The organism is Streptomyces turgidiscabies Car8 (assembly GCF_000331005.1).
Classification (GTDB): domain Bacteria; phylum Actinomycetota; class Actinomycetes; order Streptomycetales; family Streptomycetaceae; genus Streptomyces; species Streptomyces turgidiscabies.
Genome location: NZ_AEJB01000622.1, coordinates 1 through 17,486 on the forward strand (window position 1 = coordinate 1; position 17,486 = coordinate 17,486).

Below are 17,486 nucleotides of genomic sequence, written 5' to 3' on the forward strand. Positions count from 1 at the left end.
CCCTTCGTGTGTCCAAGTGGCGCTGGTGGGGCGCGTTTCGCGGGCGGGGGCGCACGGTTGCGTTCGGGGCGAATGCGCGCCGATCAAGGGTGGCGAGCCCACTAGCGTGTGTGTCGGCGCCCCAGTTCTCTGGAGCGCCCCCTTCCAAGGACATGGTTCCGGACCCCCGCCCATCGGGGCCCGGCCCGAGTTCCAGCAAGCCGCCTACCGGGTCTATGGGCGGTGTCGCGGAAGGGGGCGCCCATGGGTCGCCACCGCAAGCCCACCCGCTGGGACCGGCTCCGTCTTCGGGCGGTCAAGTTCCGGAGGAGGTGCCTCTTGCGGACATACGGATGGTGAGCGGCCGCCCCCATAGGAACTAGGGGCGGACACCCGTGAACCATCAGGAGCCTGCCGCAGTGCCCCTGCGGTGGGCTCCACCTGCCTGTACGGTACCGACGCGAGAGCCCCCGCGCCACCGGCCTCCGAGGCTCGGCGACTCGCACGCGCCCCCATTCACAACCGATGCGCCGCCCCCGTAGGGGTCGCCCCCCGCGTGTCCAGCAGCAGCTGTGCCTTCACCGACAGGCCCTGGAGGTCGTACGTGCGGTGCTGCTGGAGGAGGATCGTCAGGTCGGCGTCGGCCGCCGCCTCGTAGAGGGAGTCCGCGCGGGGGACGGGGCGGTCCAGGACGCTCCAGGACGGGATGTGCGGGTCGTGGTAGCTGACCGAGGCGCCCAGCTCCATCAGGCGGATCGCGATCTCCTGGGCGGGGGAGCCCTGTTGGTCGGCGAGGTCGGGCTTGTAGGTGACGCCCAGCAGCAGTACGCGTGCGCCGCGGGCCGATTTGCCGTGCTCGTTCAGGAGCGTGGCCGCGCGCTGGATGACGTACTGGGGCATGTGGTTGTTGACCTGCTGGGCGAGTTCCACCATGCGCAGGGCGCGGCCCGTGCGGCCGGTGTGGCCCGTGTGGTTGTGCAGGTCCTGGGGGACCGCGTGGCCGCCTACGCCGGGGCCCGGGCGGAATGCCTGGAAGCCGAACGGCTTGGTCTCCGCGCAGCGGATGACGTCCCACAGGTCGACGCCCAGGTCGTGGCAGAGCACGGCCATCTCGTTGACGAGGGCGATGTTGACATGCCGGAAGTTGGTCTCCAGCAACTGCACCGTTTCCGCTTCCCGGGGTCCACGCGCGCGTACGACCTTGTCGGTGAGCCGGCTGTAGAAGGCGGCGGCCGACTCGGTGCAGGCCGGGGTGAGGCCGCCGATGACCTTCGGGGTGTTGGCGGGGGTGAAGTCGCGGTTGCCGGGGTCGACGCGGCTGGGGGAATAGGCGAGGTGGAAGTCGCGGCCCGCCCGCAGCCCGGAGCCCTCTTCTAGAAGAGGGCGCAGGAACTCCTCCGTCGTTCCCGGGTGGACGGGCGACTCCAGGATCACCGTGGTGTGCGGGCGCAGCCGCGCGGCGAGGGTGCGGGCGGCGGCCTCCACCTGGCTCAGGTCAAGGGTTCCGTCGGCGCCGCACGGTGTGGGCGCGCAGATGACGGCGGTGCGTACACGGCCGAGTTCGGCGGGGCCGGCTGCTGTCCGGAAGCCCTTGGAGAGCATCCGGCGCAGTTCCGCGGCGGTGAGGGAACCGGCCTCGGGGCCGGTCTTGTAACCGAGGGTGGGGATGCCTGCGGCGACGGCCGCCTGGGCCAGTGGCAGGCCGAGATGTCCGAGTCCGATGACGGCGAGGTCTGCGGGCATGCGAGGGCCGTCCTTCCCAGTAGCCGAAGCGGGACAGGTGCGCAAGCGCTGTGGACAGAACGAGCGAGCGCAATGTCAGACTAGGAGTAAATATGACCGATATGCGTGATTGGGTGGGCGAGTTTCCACAGGTGTTTCTGTGTGGGTTGTCCACAGGCTGAGGGCGGGTGGTGGCCGAAGTCGGGCGACCCGGTCAGAATTCGGGCAGGGGGATTCGGGCAGGCGCAGTCGTACGGCGTGAACCACAGTCGGCCGGTCGTGCGGAGACGGCCGGTGCGACCGACAGCTGGAGGCAGCGATGAGGACAGCGGCACTGGGACCGGTGGAGCGTGCCGAGTCACTGGCAGCAATGGCCGAGCGTGAGCTGGATGTGCTGGTCGTGGGCGCCGGCGTGGTCGGAGCGGGCACCGCGCTCGACTCCGTGACCCGCGGTCTGTCCACGGGACTGGTGGAGGCCCGTGACTGGGCGTCGGGCACGTCGAGCAGGTCCAGCAAGCTCATTCACGGCGGGCTGCGCTATCTGGAGATGCTCGACTTCGCCCTCGTCCGGGAGGCGCTGAAGGAACGCGGGCTGTTGCTGGAGCGGCTCGCGCCGCACCTGGTCAAGCCCGTGGCGTTCCTGTATCCGCTGCAGCACCAGGGCTGGGAGCGGTTGTACGCCGGGGCGGGCGTCGCGCTCTACGACGCGATGTCGATGGCTCGCGGGCACGGGCGTGGTCTGCCCGCGCACCGTCACCTGAGCCGCCGTCATGCCCTGCGTGTCGCGCCCGCCTTGAAGAAGGACGCGCTGGTCGGAGCGCTGCAGTACTACGACGCGCAGATGGACGACGCCCGCTTCGTGGCCACCCTGGTGCGTACGGCGGCGGCGTACGGCGCGAAGGTAGCCAACCGCGCGCGGGTGACCGGCTTCCTGCGGGAGGGGGAGCGGGTCGTCGGTGCCCGGGTGCAGGATGTCGAGGGCGGCGGAGAGTACGAGATCCGTGCCCGGCAGATCGTCAACGCCACCGGGGTGTGGACCGACGACACCCAGGGCATGGTCGGCGAACGCGGCCAGTTCCACGTCCGGGCGTCCAAGGGCATCCATCTGGTCGTACCCAAGGACCGGATCCACTCGACGACCGGGCTGATCCTGCGCACCGAGAAGTCCGTGCTGTTCGTGATCCCGTGGGGCCGGCACTGGATCGTCGGCACGACGGACACCGACTGGGACCTGGACAAGGCACACCCGGCGGCCTCCAGCGCCGACATCGACTACCTGCTGGAACACGTGAACTCGGTACTCGCGGTGCCGCTGACGAGGGACGACGTCCAGGGCGTGTACGCGGGCCTGCGGCCCCTGCTCGCCGGGGAGTCCGACGCCACCAGCAAACTGTCGCGCGAGCACACGGTGGCGCATCCGGTGCCGGGCCTGGTGGTCGTGGCGGGCGGCAAGTACACGACCTACCGGGTGATGGCGAAGGACGCGGTCGACGCGGCCGTGCACGGACTCGACCAGCGAGTCGCCGAGTGTGTGACGGAGGACGTGCCGCTGCTGGGCGCCGAGGGCTACCGCGCGCTGTGGAACGCCCGGGCGCGGACGGCCGCGCGCACCGGCCTCCACGTGGTGCGCGTGGAGCACCTGCTGAACCGGTACGGCTCACTGGCGCAGGAGGTCCTCGATCTGATCGCCGCGGACTCCTCGCTGGGCGAGCCGCTGCAGGCGGCGGAGGACTATCTGCGGGCGGAGATCGTCTACGCGGCCTCGCACGAGGGCGCGCGGCATCTGGACGACGTGCTGACCCGGCGGACCCGGATCTCGATCGAGACATTCGACCGGGGGACGCGCAGTTCGCGTGAGGCGGCGGAGCTGATGGCGCCCGTCCTCGGCTGGGACAAGGACCAGATCGAGCGTGAGGTCGAGCACTACGACAAGCGCGTGGAGGCGGAGCGCGAGTCGCAGCGGCAGCCGGACGACCTCACCGCGGACGCTGCGCGGCTGGGTGCGCCGGACATCGTGCCGCTCTGACGCATCCGCAACTTCCGGTCCCGAAGCGCGGGTTTCGGCCTTCCCGCAACTTTCCGTCCGCTCTTCTCGAACTCCTGACCGTCACTCGAACGAGTGTCGTGAGCTGGGATCTTTGCTCGGCACCCGTCCGTTCTACGGGGTGCGGGGGCAGAAGTCGGCAGCGAGCGGGCCCGGTTCGGGACCGGGGCCCGCGCTCGCGAGGGGGTTCATTCGGGAGGGGGGATGGCAGTGACAGCAGGTGGGGCGGGGGATCGGTTGCGTCACGCGGCCTTCCTTCCCACGGGCCGCCGTCCGTCCCGAGGGGCACCCGGGGCATCGGCCGGTTGTCGGGTGAGGGACAATGGAGGCTCTGTCAGGGCGGGTTGCTTGAGGGGACGCATGTCGGAGGCGGAGCGGGCGGGAGCATCCCGTCAGGACAGGAGTGAGCGTCTCCTCGCCGGGCGGTACCGGCTGGGAGGAGTCCTCGGCCGCGGCGGCATGGGCACCGTCTGGCGCGCGGAGGACGAGACCCTCGGCCGGACGGTCGCCGTCAAGGAGCTGAGGTTCCCGGGGAGCATCGACGAGGACGAGAAGCGGCGGCTGATCACGAGGACGCTGCGCGAGGCCAAGGCGATCGCGCGGATCCGCAACAACAGTGCCGTGACCGTCTTCGACGTGGTCGAGGAGGACGACCGGCCGTGGATCGTGATGGAGCTCGTCGAGGGCAAGTCGCTCGCCGAGGTCATCCGTGAGGACGGGCTGCTGGAGCCCCGGCGCGCGGCCGAGGTGGGCCTCGCGATCCTCGACGTGCTCAGGTCCGCGCACCGCGAGGGCATCCTGCACCGCGATGTGAAACCGTCGAACGTGCTGATGTCCGAGGACGGCCGGGTCGTCCTCACCGACTTCGGTATCGCGCAGGTCGAGGGCGACCCGTCGATCACCTCGACCGGCATGCTCGTCGGCGCGCCCTCCTACATCTCGCCTGAGCGGGCCCGAGGCCACAAGCCCGGCCCCGCTGCCGACCTCTGGTCGCTCGGCGGCCTGCTGTACGCGTCGGTCGAGGGTGTGCCGCCGTACGACAAGGGGTCCGCGATCGCGACGCTGACCGCCGTGATGACGGAGCAGTTGGAGGAGCCGAAGAACGCGGGCCCGCTGAAGGACGTGATCTACGGGCTGCTCAACAAGGATCCCGCCAAGCGGCTCGACGACGCCGGTGCGCGCCGGATGCTCAACGCGGTGATCCACGCTCTCGAGCCCAAGCCGGCCGCGCCGGAACCCATGGATGCCACGAAGGTCGTGCCGTTGCCGGTTCTGCCGGGCAAGGGCAAGGGCAAGGAAGCCGGTAAGAGCGCGGAGAGCGGGAGTCCGGCCGAGTCGGGTTCCGGGGGCAAGCGGGCCGAAGAGGCCGGCGAGCGGTTCCGGGGAGCGTTCCGGTCCGTGAAGAAGGCGGCTGTCGCGGCGAGTGCCGGGGCGGGAGCGGCGGTTCGTACGAAGTCCGCAGGCTCCGCCGGGACGGCCGGTTCCTCCGAGCCCGCGGGAGCGGCCGGGGCCGGCGCGGCCTCGGGGACCGCGGGTTCCACGAGCGCGGCCTCGGGGAGTGCGGCTTCCGCCGGTGTGGCGGACCAGGCTGCGAAGAACGCCGGTGCGCCGGAGGCCGGGAAGCGCACCGGCGGTACCGCGCAGGGGGCTGTCGTTCCCGGCGCACGGGACGGCCAGGCTCGGGACCGGGGAGCGCAGGGAAGCAACTCCGGTACCGGGGGGCGTAGTTCGGGGTGGCCTGTGGTGCCGCCGCCGGATCTGCCGCCGCGGTCCGTGCCCAGGGCGCCGATCACCGACGTGGTGCCGAAGCGCACGCTGGTGCTCATCGCGGTGGTCGTCGCCGTCATCGTGCTCGGTGTGGTGCTGGCCCTCGTGCTCGGGGGCGACGACTCCACCGACAGTTCCGCCGGCGGGGCGAAGAGCGGCGGGGACAAGGTGACGTCCACGTCATCCGGCTCCCCCGCGACCAAGGAGGACAAGGACGACGGCACCCGTACGGACGGTGGTCAGAGCGCCGACACCAAGACCGGCACGGAGACGGGAACCGGGACGGGCACGGGAGCGGGCACGGGGAACTCCCCCAGTGCGTCGGCGAGTGCGTCCGGTGAGGCCGGTGGCTCCGCGGGAGTGTCCACGTACAAGAGTGGGCAGGGGTTCTCCATCGGACTGCCCGCCGGGTGGAAGTACGAGTCCACGGGGGCCGCGGGGGCCCGCTTCGCCGGGCCCGACGGGCAGAGGCTGCTCGTCGGATGGACCACGACACCCAAGAGTGATCCCGTGGCGGACTGGAAGAACCAAGAGCAGTACATGACGCGTTCGCAGTACGACAGGATCCGAATAGCGAAGGTGAGCTACCGCGGCTGGAACACGGCCGACTGGGAGTTCACCTACTCGGAGGGCGGGACGAAGTACCGGTCGGTGGACCGGGGGTTCGTCGTCAACGGCCAACTCGGGTATGGGCTCATGTTCACGGCGAAAGCGTCGAATTGGGACAGTGAGCTGCGCAAGGAGACATGGCGGACCTTCACGGAGACGTTCGAGCCGAAATCGTGATGCGCGCGCTCCCGAGTTGAGGCCGTGAGATCTCGAATCCCCTCTTTGTGAGTTGCCTCCGGCACGTATCGTGAGTGGTTGCGGACCGTACGCATGCAGAACGGGACGTATGGCGAACGGAATTGAGCAGCCGGACGGCCGGGGGAGGCATCGTGGAGGAATATGCGGGGCGGGTACTCGCCGACCGCTACCGCCTGCCGCTTCCGCCGTCGGATGAGTTCGAACAGCGCGAGACCCGGGCCTTCGACACGTACAGCGGGCAGGAAGTCCTGGTCAGGCAGGTGCCGTTGCCCGAAGTCGTCGAGGCCGAGGTGCTCGACGCGGACGGGCTGCCGGACGGGTTCGTGGCGCGGGACGGGCGTCGGGCGCGAAGCGCTGCCGCGCGGTCCACGGCCACCCGTCGGCCCAGCGATCCGACCGTACTGCGTGCCATAGAGGCCGCGCAGGCAGCCGCGTCCATCCCCGATCACCCACGGCTCGACCAGGTCTTCGACGTGTTCGCGCAGGGGGGCTCACTGTGGATAGTGAGTGAACTGGTGCCGGCCAGGTCTCTGGAGTCGCTGCTCGCCGAGAAGCCGCTGACGCCCTATCGCGCGGCGGAGGTCGCCGCCGACGTCCTCATGGCCCTGCGGGTGCTGCACGCCCACGGCTGGGTGCACCGGAACATCACCGAGCGCACGGTGCTCGTCTGCGACGACGGACGCGTGATGCTCACGGGGCTGGCGTCCGGCGCGGCGGAAGAGGCGCTGTGCGGGTACGACCCGGTACCCGGCCGGGACGGGCCGGGGGTGACCGGCGCGCCGGGGGGCGCGGCCGCGGCGGTCGGCGCTTCCACAACGGGTGGCGCTCCCGGGTCGGGTGGCGGGGGTTACGGCGTTGCCGGGGGGACGTTCGCCGGGGATTCCGGCGGAGACCCCGAGGCTGCTCGGCGTGCCGCCATCGAGGCGCGGTCGGGTGGCGGTGCGGGCTCGGCCGGCGGTAGTGGCGGGGGCGGTGGGTACGGGCAGTCGCCGGGTTCGTCGGCGGGAGGGCAGGCCGTAGCGAGGCCGCAGGGTCTGACCGGCGGTGGGGGTTACGGGGTTGCCGGGGGGACGTTCGCCGGGGATTCCGGTGCGGATCCCGAAGCTGCTCGGCGTGCCGCCATCGAGGCGCGGTCGGGTGGAGGGATGCCCGGCACCGGCGTCGAGGGAAGCAGCGGAGGCTCCGGCGAGCGGCGGGCGTTGGAGACCGAGGGGGACATCCGGGCGGCGCGGGCCGGGGCCATCGCCGCGTATCGGGCGGGGGCCCGGGCAGCGGCCCGGGTTCAGGAGGCCGAGCAGAGCGGGCGCATGGCGCTGCCCGGCGCCCGGCCTTCGATCGAGGCGGCCGGTGACGCCGGTACCGGTGTGTACGGCGCCGGTGTGGAGCGGGCTGCGGCCACTCCGCCTCCGGGGCAGATCGCCGACCCCTACGGCGTGCGCAACACGCCCGCGTGGAACGGTGTGGCGTTGCCCGCGACCGGAGTTGCCGGACACACCGGACAGGCGCGTACCGCTCTCCCCGCCGGAGGTAACGGCGCTGCGGCGAGCGGAGTGTCCGACACTATTCCGCACCAGCAGCACCGCCCGCTCACCCACGCTCTGCCTCATGCCCAGCCCGAGGACCAGTCCCCTCACGCCCAGCCGCAGGATCAGCGCGCGCCGGCCGACCGTGTCCCCGGTCGGCCCCCGGGCCACTGGGACGGCGCGGCCGTCGCCGACGCGCCCAGGCGTGGGCCCGCCACCGCGCTGGCCGCCGAGCGGGCACGGCAGGCGCGGATGGCTGTCGTCGGGGCGGTGACCGAGCGTTGGGCGCCCGAGCAGGCCGGGCCCGTCCACGAGAACTGGCAGCTGGCCGCGCCCATCGGGCCCGCGACGGACCTGTGGGCGCTCGGCGCGCTGCTCTTCAGGGCCGTACAGGGTCATGCGCCCTATCCCGAGGAGTCGACGGCCGAGCTGGTGCAGCTGGTGTGTGCCGAGCCGCCCGCCTTCGCCGAGGAGTGCGGGCCGCTGCGGCCCGTCGTGGAGTCGCTGCTGCGTCAGGACCCCATCGAGCGGCTCGACTTCGAGGAGCTGAACGGCTGGCTGCGTTCCCTGGTCAGGTCGGCGCCGGAGCCGGAGGCCGGCGCGCACGTCGTCGCCGCGCCGCCCACCGATCCGCGTCGGCTGCCGATCGTGCGACGCCGGGGCGAACTCGTGCGCAGGCGCAAGGCGGGTCTGCCCGCGGCCGGTCCGCACGGCCGGCACAAGCGGGCCAGGCAGGAGCAGCGGGCGCCCCGCAAACTGGGCCGCAACCTGCTCCTCCTGATACTGCTGGCGCTGGCCGCGGCGATCGCGTACGCCCTGTTCTTCATGCCGAAGGCCAACAGCGACGGAGCGCGGGACGGGGAGCGGACCGGTTCCGCCGGGGAGGTCAGCGCGGCGCCGGAGCAGTCGTCCGACACTCCGGACGCGAGCAGCGAACCGAGGCCCGAGCAGACCTCGCCCAGTGGGGAAAAGGGCAACAGCGCCTCCCCGTCGGCGGGTTCGTCCGAGACGACGCCGGCCGACGGGCCCGATGCCGCCGCCGGGTTCACCGTGCGCACCGATCCCGCGGGCTTCCGCGTCGCCGTGGCCGACGGCTGGGACCGGGCGGGCAAGAACGGGCGCGGCCAAGTCGTCTACTCGCACGGCTCGTTCCAGCTGATCGTCGTACCGGGCCGGGACACCACCAAGACGTCCGGCGCCGATCCGATGGCGTACCAGCGGGAGCGGGAGTACGAGTTGCAGCCGTTCCGCGACTCGACCTGGGCCACGTCCAGCGGGATGCGGACCATCGAGGTGGGCGGACGGACCATGGTCGAGGGGCAGTTCACCTGGCAGAACAGCTCCGGCAGCGAGGTGTTCGTACGTAATCTCGCGATAGTCGTCGACGGCCGGTACCACGTGGTCCAGGTGCGCGGACCGGAGGCCGAGCGGGACGAGGTGACCCGGCTGTACGAGCAGGCGGCGGCTACCTATCAGGCAACCGGCTGACCGTGGGGTCGCGCCCGGCGGGCAGAACCGTCACAGTGCTGTCTCCGTAGGGCCCCCTGCGGTTCCCCCCGGCGAGGGCGCTCCTTAGTCTTGCCCCTGTCAAGACCATTGCGGGGAAACGTGAATCAGATGCAGGGCCAGCTCCTCGCGGGCCGCTACCGGCTCGTCGACGTCATCGGCAGCGGTGGCATGGGCCGGGTGTGGCGTGCGCACGACGAGCTGCTGCACCGTGCCGTCGCCGTCAAGGAGTTGACGGCCGCGCTGTACGTGTCCGAGAGCGAGCAGGCCGTCCTGCTCGCCCGGACCCGGGCCGAGGCGCGCGCGGCGGCGCGGATCAACCACTCCGCCGTCGTCACCCTGCACGACGTGCTCGACCACGACGGCCGGCCGTGGATCGTGATGGAACTTGTCGAGGGCAACTCGCTGGCAGACGCGGTCAAGGAGGCCGGACGCGTCGAGCCGCGTGAGGCCGCCAGGATCGGCCTGTGGGTGCTGCGCGCGCTGACCGCCGCGCACGCCGCCGGTGTACTGCACCGCGACATCAAGCCCGGCAACGTCCTCCTCTCCCAGGACGGCCGAGTCCTGCTCACCGACTTCGGCATAGCCCAGGTCGAGGGGGACACGACCATCACCCGTACCGGAGAGATCGTCGGGTCGGTCGACTACCTCGCGCCGGAACGGCTGCGCGGCGACGATCCGGGACCGTCCTCCGACCTGTGGGCGCTCGGCGCCACGCTGTACACGGCCGTCGAGGGCCGGTCACCGTTCCGCCGCACCTCCCCGCTGACCACCATGCAGGCGGTCGTCGAGGACGAGCCCGCCGAGCTTCGGTACGCCGGTCCGCTCGGGCCCGTCATCACGGCCCTGCTTCTCAAGGATCCCGCCGTACGGCCCGGAGCCGCCGAGGCCGAGCAGATGCTCGCGGAGGCGGCGGAGGGGCGACGGCCCCGCGCGGCCGAGCAGTACGTGCCGACGCTGCGCAGCAGGTCGGTGCGGGCGCCGGCAGAAGGGGAGGTCGGGTCCTTCCGTATAGGGGGCGCGGCAGCCGGTTCCACCACGGCTCAGCAGGGGACCGTCGTCGGTCCTGGCGCCCCGGGCCGGCCACGCCGCCGAGGTCGGACGATCGCGCTCGTCGCCGCGCTGGTCGTGCTCGTCGGAGTGGGCGGAGCGGTCGGGCTGCACCAGTGGAACTCGCGGTCGCAGGAGGTGGGTTCCGACATCGCAGCGACTCCGTCCGTCTCCGCGTCCGACGCGGCCTCCGCCACTCCTTCCGCCACGTCCACCGCCGCCACCGACGTGCCGGAGGGCTGGGCCCGGGTCGTCGATCCGGCCGGTTTCAGCCTCCCGTTGCCCCAGGGGTGGACGCGGACGGTGACGAACGGGCAGATCGACTACACCCCCGACGGCGGGAAGCACTTCCTGCGTATCGCCATCGACAAGGACCCGGACTTCGACGACCCCTACCTCCACCAGCTTGACCTGGAACTGCAGCTCAAGCGGCTCAGCGAGTACAGCAGGGTCAGCCTGGAGTCGAACATCTACCGCGACCGCAAGGGCGCGCTCTGGGACTTCACCTGGACAGCCCTGGCCAAGGACTCGGAGTTCCCGGGGCCGCGGCGGGCCATCGAGCAGGCGTATCTCGGCCGGGACGGAGCCGAGTACGTGATCTACATGTCCGCCCCGGCGGCCGACTGGGCGACCGCGCGCGAGCAGTTCACGACGGTACTGCGAGGGTGGCGGCCGAACTCCGGCTGACCGCGTCCGCCGTCCGCCGGGCCGGGTACGGCGGTTGTCGGTCATCCGCCGCTCACCGTCCCGGAGTCGCGTCCTCCGGTGGGGCATGATGAGGCTCATGGGGACCGAGGGGGAGAGCTTCCGAGTGATCGCCGGGCGGTACCGCCTGGAGGCGAGAGTCGGCCGGGGCGGTATGGGCGTCGTCTGGCGGGCGACCGACCAGCTGCTCGAACGGCGGGTCGCGGTCAAGGAGCTGACGCAGGACACCTCCCTCGAGACGGACGAGGCCCGGCTGCGGCGCGACCGCAGCCTGCGCGAGGCGCGTGCGGTCGCCCAGCTGCACCATCCGCACATCATCGTCGTGCACGACGTGGTCGAGGACGACGAACGCCCATACATCGTCATGGAGTTGATCGACGGCAGCTCGCTCGCCGACCGGATCTCCCGGCACGGGCCCGTCGACGCCGACGAGGCCGCCCGGATCGGCATCGCCCTGCTCGGCGCCCTGGGGACCGCCCATGCCGCCGGGGTGCTGCACCGGGACGTCAAGCCCGCGAACGTCCTCCTTGAGGACGGCACCGACCGGATCGTCCTCACCGACTTCGGTATCGCCCAGGTAGCGGGCGCGACCACGCTCACCGAGAGCGGCTCCTTCGTCGGCTCGCCCGAGTACACCGCGCCCGAGCGGATGTCCGGCGTCAGGACCGGGCCGGAGTCCGACCTGTGGTCGCTCGGCGCGCTGCTGTGCACGGCCCTCAGCGGTGAATCACCGTTCCGGCGCGACTCGTTGGGCGGGATTCTGCACGCTGTCGTGATCGACGAGGTACGGCCACCGGCGCAGGCCGCGCCGCTGCTGCCCGTCGTACGGGGCCTCCTGGAGCGCGATCCCGAGCGGCGCCTCGACGCGGCGGAGGCGGAGCGGATGCTTCGGGCGTTCCGTGCGACCGGGCGGACCCCGAAGCTGTCGGCCGGGTACACCCCGGGCCGGGCGCAGACCCAGCGGCGCGACGAATCCGGCGGCCGGGAGTCGACGCCGACGGTCTCCCTCCGCAGGGCCTCCTCCCGTACGGCGGACCGGCCACCGAGACCCTCGAGGCGGGCCGTTTTCATCGCCGCGGTGCTGGTCGCGGCGCTGGCCGGGGCGGGAGTGTCCGCTGCGGCGCTGCTGATGCACTCGGGGGGCGGCGGGGGCGACTCGTCGAGCAGCACGGCACCGGCGACGCCGACGGTGTCGGGCGCGTCGCAGGTGACACCCGGCAGGACGGGGGCGGTGCCCGGTACGTCGACCAGGTCGCCCGGTGCGACGGGGGTGTCGCCGAGTACGGCGACGGCGTCGCCCGGGGCAACGCCTTCTGCCGCGACCGCTCCCTCCGGCTACCGTCTGGCACACGACCCGCGCGGTTTCTCGCTCGCCGTTCCGGACGGGTTCACGCGGACCGAGCAGAAGGAGCGGGTCTTCTATCTGTCGCCGGGGGAGATCTTCCGGCTCGGCATCAAGGTCGTCGATCCCCAACCGGGCGGCCCACTCGCCGTGATGGAGCGGGCGGACGCCAACGGCGCCTCCACGAACCCGGGTTACCGCGACGGGCGGGTCACCGAGACCGTGCACACCCAACACGCCGCCGCGCTCTGGGAGTTCACCTGGGACGGCTTCAGCGCGGCCGAGGGGCCACGACACACGTACGACCTGTGCTGGGAGGAGGGCGGGCGGATGTACGACGTGTGGGTGTCGGCGCCCGTCGGCAAGGTGCGGGAGGCGAAGGAGTATTTCGATGTCGCCCTCGACACCTTCGTCACGGGTGGATGACCTCAGAGACGGAGAGCCGCCCGGAGAAGTTCCTTTTTGCCGGTCCGGCCCACCCGGAGGGTGAATCCGCCGCCGGGGCGGGAAACCGGCTTCGCGTACCAAAGCCCCGTCCGACGCCACCACTTGGCAGCCGCCAGCCGCTTCGGTAGCGGCGGCAAAGGCAACACCCGCTCGCCGAGCCGGAGTTCACCGCTCCACACACCCGGGCCCAGCTCGGCGACAGGCACACGCACGGTGAACTGCTCGCCGTGCGGGGGCCGTACGGCACTGAGGACCACCGTTCCGCCCGGCTCCTCCCCGTTGCGCAGATGCACGGTCAGCGCCCCGCGCGGGTACGCGCCCAGCGTGCAGCGGCCGGTGATCAGCAGCTCGGTGGGCCGGCCGGCGTGCCAGCGGATGTCCCCGAACGTGATCCGCTTCAGCACCGGGTGCTTCCGCTCGCCGAGGTCGATCGTGTAGTTGCCGTACGGGACGGTGGTGTAGAGCGTGACGGCACGCCGACCGCGTACGGTCTCCGTGATCCGCACGTCGGGACGGCCGGGCAGCCGGTCGGCCCGGTTGCTGCCTATGCGCACCTCACGCGTGTGCCCCTGGGTGCCGACGGCGAGGGAGATGTCCCACAGCCCGTCGTCGAGGGACGATCCGTCGGCGACGGTGTCGATGTCGAAGGTGGCCTCGAATCCGGCCCGCTCGTACGAGTACCGTCCCTCGTCCTCCTCGGCGCCCAGGCACGGAGACGGGACGCTCGTGACGGGCAGCCGGTACTCCGTGCCCGACTCCCGCTCCCGCAGGACGAGTTGAGTGGTGACGTCCGGTGTCTCCACCCGGCGCTGATACGCGTACCCGGCCAAGCGCACCCGAGTGCCACGCAGTTCGGCCCGCGAGACGTGATGCCGTATTTCGGTCGCGGTCTCGGTCGCGGTCTCCGCCTCGGTCACTGTCCCTGTCTCGTGCTGTCTCAGGGAATTCGTCTCGGGCACGGCCATCGTCACGTTCTCCAGAAGGTGGGAAGTGTGAAGTGCGAATACGCGCGCCGATACCGGGTCTGCGTGGCGACTGGCTCGTGAAGATACCGTGACCCGATCGTGTCTTCAAGGTAAGAGCACCGTGATCATCCTGCTCAGTGGGGTGAGCCGGGTCACCGTTGAATCCCGCTTTGTTCCAGCTGTGAGCAGGCTGAATGCGAACTCTGCTAAAACGTCGACATGGACATGGGTACCGGCGTGAGCAACGAGCTGTTCGGGCGTGCGCACGCCCGGCAGCGCTGGGCGGCGCGCGGTGCGCTCGGAGCTGCCGGACTGGCGGTACTGCTGCCGATCGGCTACGCGGGCATGGGCAGTCTGCTGCTCGCGGCGGTCGGCGTGGGCGGAGCCGTCCTCACCGCGTCCAGCCTGTGGTGGGCGCTCGCGCGGCGCGGCCTCGTACGGGGTGTGGGGGTCGTGCTCGCCGTAGCCACTCCCGTCGGTGTCGTCGCGCTCTTCGCCGCCGCCAACCTGCTGTGGCCCGCGACGGCGTCCCTCGCCCTGTGGGGCGCCGCCGTGTGGGCCGGGAAGTTCGCACTGAGCAGCACCAGGTCCCATGTCATTCCGGTCCGTGAGTACGAGGCGCCCGCACCCCTGCGCCCGTTCCTCCTCATGAACCCGCGTTCCGGCGACGGAAAGGTCGAGCGTTTCCGGCTGCGCGAGAAGGCGGAGCGGCTCGGTGCCCGCGTCCATCTGATCGACCCCGGCAAACCGGAACCCGAGGACGTGGTCGCTCTGGCCCGCGAGGCCGTCGCTGAGGGCGCGGACCTGCTCGGCGTGGCCGGCGGCGACGGAACCCAGGCACTCGTCGCGGGCGTCGCCGCCGAACACGACCTGCCCTTCCTGGTCGTGTCCGCCGGTACGCGCAACCACTTCGCCATGGACCTCGGCCTCGACCGGGACGACCCGGCGACCTGCCTCGACGCCCTCACGGACGCGGGCGGGGTGGAGCTGCGGGTGGACCTGGGCTACCTCGACAGCGGCACCGGCGCCGGAACCGACACCGGCAGCGCCGACGGAGACGGCGACGGTACGGCGGACAGCCGCCCCTTCGTCAACAACGCCTCCTTCGGCGCGTACGCCTCGATCGTGCAGAGCCCCGCCTACCGCGACGACAAGGTCGGCACCACCCTGGGACTTCTGCCCGAGCTGCTCACCTTCGAGCGCGGCGCGACACTGACCGCCCGCGCCTACCCCCAGACGCGAGTGCGGACGGGGGAGCAGCCGGGGGAGACGGTCATCCACGCGCCGCAGGCCGTCCTGGTCAGCAACAACCCTTACCGCATGGACGACTTCGCCGGTCTCGGCCGTCGTGAGCGGCTGGACGCCGGCGCCCTCGGGGTGCTCGGCATCAAGGTCGAGGACGCGGCCCAGGCGGCCGAACTGCTGCTCGGCCGGTACGCCACCGGCCTGACCGTCGTCACCGCCCACGAGGTCGTCGTCGAGGCCGACCTGGGCGAGATCGAGGTCGGCCTGGACGGCGAGGCCCTGGTCCTGCCCACCCCCGTCCGCTGCCGCGTCGAACCGGGCGCCCTGCGCGTCCGCGTCCCCCGTCACCGGCCCGGGGTGCCCGCCCCCACGCCCCCCATGGACTGGCGGCGACTGCGCAAACTGGCGGCGACGGTGGGCCGTACGGCACTGCCCCGCCGTACGACGGACGCCCTGGACCGGCGTCGACAAGCGTCCGCCCCGCAGGGTAGGGATGGGGCATGAGCAACGGCGGGGAAGGCGGCCCGAACAGGGGCGCGGGGAACGACAATGGGGGCAAAAAGGGCGATGTGGGTCGGCTCGTCGGTGGCCGGTACCGGCTGACCGAGCGCATCGGATCCGGTGGCATGGGCACCGTGTGGCGGGCCCACGACGAACTCGTCGAGCGTGAGGTCGCCGTCAAGCAGCCGAGGCTGCCCGGGGACCCGCAGGACGCCGCCCACCAGCGGATAGCGCACCGCCTCCACCGGGAGGCGCGGGCCGCCGCGCGCGTGGACCATCCCTCGGCCGTCTCCGTGCACGATGTCGTCGTCGAGGACGGACTCCCCTGGATCGTCATGGAGTTGGTGCGCGGCGAGTCGCTGCACGAGGTGCTCCAGCGGGGCGCCGTCAAGCCCGCCGAGTCCGCGCGCATCGGCCTCGCGGTGGTCGGCGCGCTCAAGGCCGCGCACTCCGTCGGGATCGTCCACCGGGACGTGAAACCCGCCAACGTCCTGCTCGGCCCGCACGGCCGGGTCGTCCTCACCGACTTCGGTATCGCGCACATCATGGGCGAGGAATCCCTCACGATGAGCGGGGAGTTCGTCGGTTCCCTGGAGTTCATCGCACCCGAGCGCATGTCCGGCCGGGGCGCAGGCCCGCCCTCCGACCTGTGGTCGCTCGGCGTACTCCTCTACGCGGCGGTCGAAGGCTGGTCCCCATTCCGCCGTACGACGCTGGAGTCCACGCTCGCCGCGATTCTCGCCGCCGAGCCGGTCAAGCCTCAACAGGCGGGCCCGCTCGGCCCGTTGCTCGTACGAATGCTGGCGAAGGACCCCGCCGAGCGCCCCGACGCGGAGGAGGTCACCGCAGCCCTGGAAGCGGTCGCCAAGGGCTGGCCGCTGCCGGAGGCGCCCGAGCGGGGTGAGTTGACGGAGGCTCAGGAACCGTTCAACATCAAGGAGTTGGCGGACGACGCGGGCACGGTACGGCTGAAGGCGGCGGGTCAGGCGCCCGAGCCCTCTCCTGTTCCCGCGTCCGCGTCCGCATCGGCCTCCGCCTCCGCTTCGGGGCCCGAGACGGTCGTACCCGGCAATCCCGTGCCCGGGTCGCCCGGCCCCGAGACGCGTGCCGCCTCGCTGTCCGCCCCGAAGGCATCGCGTCGTGGCCGGTCCCGGCGGGTGATCCTGGGGGTGCTGGGCGGCGCGGTCGCGCTCGTGGCCGTGGGCGTGGTCGTCGAGGGCGCGGTTGTCGAGACCAGCGGCGAGGAGGCGGCGGTCGCGGTGGAGGAGCCGGGCAGCACGCCGGAAGCCGTACCCCCCGACGCCGTACCGCCGACGGAGGCCGATCCCACCCTCGACGGCTGGACGGCCCACGAAGAGAAGGACCTGAGGGCCGTCCTAGCCCTTCCCCGCCAGTACGTCCGTTTCCACGAGCAGGGCGACGCGGCCGACCAGCCCCGGATGGCGATCTACGACAACGACGCGGTCATCCAGGTCCGCCTCACCCTGTGGGACAAGGCACCCCGCTCGCCCCTGGGCCAGGCGGAGGAGGCCGCCGAGACCTGGGCCGGATACGGCGAGTCGACCACCCGGTACACCGACACGACGGTCGGCGGCTACAAGTCCGTCCAGGCCGACACCACCTACGACACCGAGGGCAGGCTCGTCCGGGTCATGCAGGTGGAGATCCTGACCGACGACGGCAGGCTGTACGAGCTGCGCGTGGACATGCCCAAGGGGACGCCGGACGAGAAGCGGGGGGCGGACGTCTTCAAGGAGGCACGCGACCGGCTCGAAATCGACAGGACGTGACTCCCGGCCGGGAAAAGTGACACATCCCGCCGACCCCGGGGTGAGCGGGCGACGCCCAACGCCCTGATCAGCGGATTCGTTGCCAGTGCTCAC

General features: G+C 71.8%; 9 protein-coding genes. 7 read left to right on the forward strand and 2 right to left on the reverse strand.

The features are described from left to right. Positions 1-495 precede the first annotated feature (495 nt). Positions 496-1,722, reverse strand: a complete 1,227-nt coding sequence (locus STRTUCAR8_RS43080) for a nucleotide sugar dehydrogenase (protein ID WP_006382768.1) — start codon at positions 1,720-1,722, stop codon at positions 496-498. A gap of 298 nt (positions 1,723-2,020) precedes the next feature. Here STRTUCAR8_RS43080 and STRTUCAR8_RS43085 point away from each other — a divergent pair, with 298 nt between their 5' ends. From STRTUCAR8_RS43085 to STRTUCAR8_RS43105, 5 genes are all read left to right on the forward strand, one after another. Beyond that, a complete protein-coding gene (locus tag STRTUCAR8_RS43085) occupies positions 2,021-3,727 on the forward strand; it encodes a glycerol-3-phosphate dehydrogenase/oxidase (RefSeq protein ID WP_006382759.1) in 1,707 nt (568 codons plus the stop codon). Positions 3,728-4,105: 378 nt separating this feature from the next. After that, the gene (locus tag STRTUCAR8_RS43090) at positions 4,106-6,298 is read left to right on the forward strand and encodes a serine/threonine-protein kinase (RefSeq protein ID WP_006382756.1); all 2,193 of its coding nucleotides are present in this window, start codon (positions 4,106-4,108) and stop codon (positions 6,296-6,298) included. A 152-nt stretch (positions 6,299-6,450) separates the two neighbouring features. Further along, a complete protein-coding gene (locus STRTUCAR8_RS43095; protein WP_006382766.1) occupies positions 6,451-9,330 on the forward strand; it encodes a protein kinase domain-containing protein in 2,880 nt (959 codons plus the stop codon). 129 nt (positions 9,331-9,459) lie between these two features. Continuing rightward, positions 9,460-11,085: a serine/threonine-protein kinase gene (locus STRTUCAR8_RS43100; protein WP_006382781.1), complete on the forward strand. Its 1,626-nt coding sequence runs from the start codon at positions 9,460-9,462 to the stop codon at positions 11,083-11,085. A gap of 97 nt (positions 11,086-11,182) precedes the next feature. After that, positions 11,183-12,871, forward strand: a complete 1,689-nt coding sequence (locus STRTUCAR8_RS43105; RefSeq protein WP_044473881.1) for a serine/threonine-protein kinase — start codon at positions 11,183-11,185, stop codon at positions 12,869-12,871. A gap of 2 nt (positions 12,872-12,873) precedes the next feature. Here the strand turns inward: STRTUCAR8_RS43105 and STRTUCAR8_RS43110 are convergent, their stop codons facing one another. Continuing rightward, on the reverse strand, positions 12,874-13,809 hold the full coding sequence (locus STRTUCAR8_RS43110) for a hypothetical protein (protein ID WP_044473882.1): 936 nt from the start codon (positions 13,807-13,809) through the stop codon (positions 12,874-12,876). Between the two features lie 273 nt (positions 13,810-14,082). Here STRTUCAR8_RS43110 and STRTUCAR8_RS43115 point away from each other — a divergent pair, with 273 nt between their 5' ends. Then, positions 14,083-15,606, forward strand: a complete 1,524-nt coding sequence (locus STRTUCAR8_RS43115) for a diacylglycerol kinase family protein (RefSeq protein ID WP_044473888.1) — start codon at positions 14,083-14,085, stop codon at positions 15,604-15,606. Next, positions 15,603-17,393, forward strand: a complete 1,791-nt coding sequence (locus STRTUCAR8_RS43120) for a serine/threonine-protein kinase (RefSeq protein WP_044473883.1) — start codon at positions 15,603-15,605, stop codon at positions 17,391-17,393. The genes STRTUCAR8_RS43115 and STRTUCAR8_RS43120 overlap by 4 nt, the downstream gene beginning before the upstream one ends. The last annotated feature ends 93 nt before the right edge of the window (positions 17,394-17,486 follow it).

Excerpts from the sequence above, each read along its gene's own strand:
- STRTUCAR8_RS43080 (WP_006382768.1), bottom strand. The coding sequence starts at position 1,722 with ATGCCCGCAGACCTCGCCGTCATCGGACTCGGACATCTCGGCCTGCCA.
- STRTUCAR8_RS43085 (WP_006382759.1), top strand. The coding sequence starts at position 2,021 with ATGAGGACAGCGGCACTGGGACCGGTGGAGCGTGCCGAGTCACTGGCA.
- STRTUCAR8_RS43090 (WP_006382756.1), top strand. The coding sequence starts at position 4,106 with ATGTCGGAGGCGGAGCGGGCGGGAGCATCCCGTCAGGACAGGAGTGAG.
- STRTUCAR8_RS43100 (WP_006382781.1), top strand. The coding sequence starts at position 9,460 with ATGCAGGGCCAGCTCCTCGCGGGCCGCTACCGGCTCGTCGACGTCATC.
- STRTUCAR8_RS43105 (WP_044473881.1), top strand. The coding sequence starts at position 11,183 with ATGGGGACCGAGGGGGAGAGCTTCCGAGTGATCGCCGGGCGGTACCGC.
- STRTUCAR8_RS43115 (WP_044473888.1), top strand. The coding sequence starts at position 14,083 with ATGGGTACCGGCGTGAGCAACGAGCTGTTCGGGCGTGCGCACGCCCGG.
- STRTUCAR8_RS43120 (WP_044473883.1), top strand. The coding sequence starts at position 15,603 with ATGAGCAACGGCGGGGAAGGCGGCCCGAACAGGGGCGCGGGGAACGAC.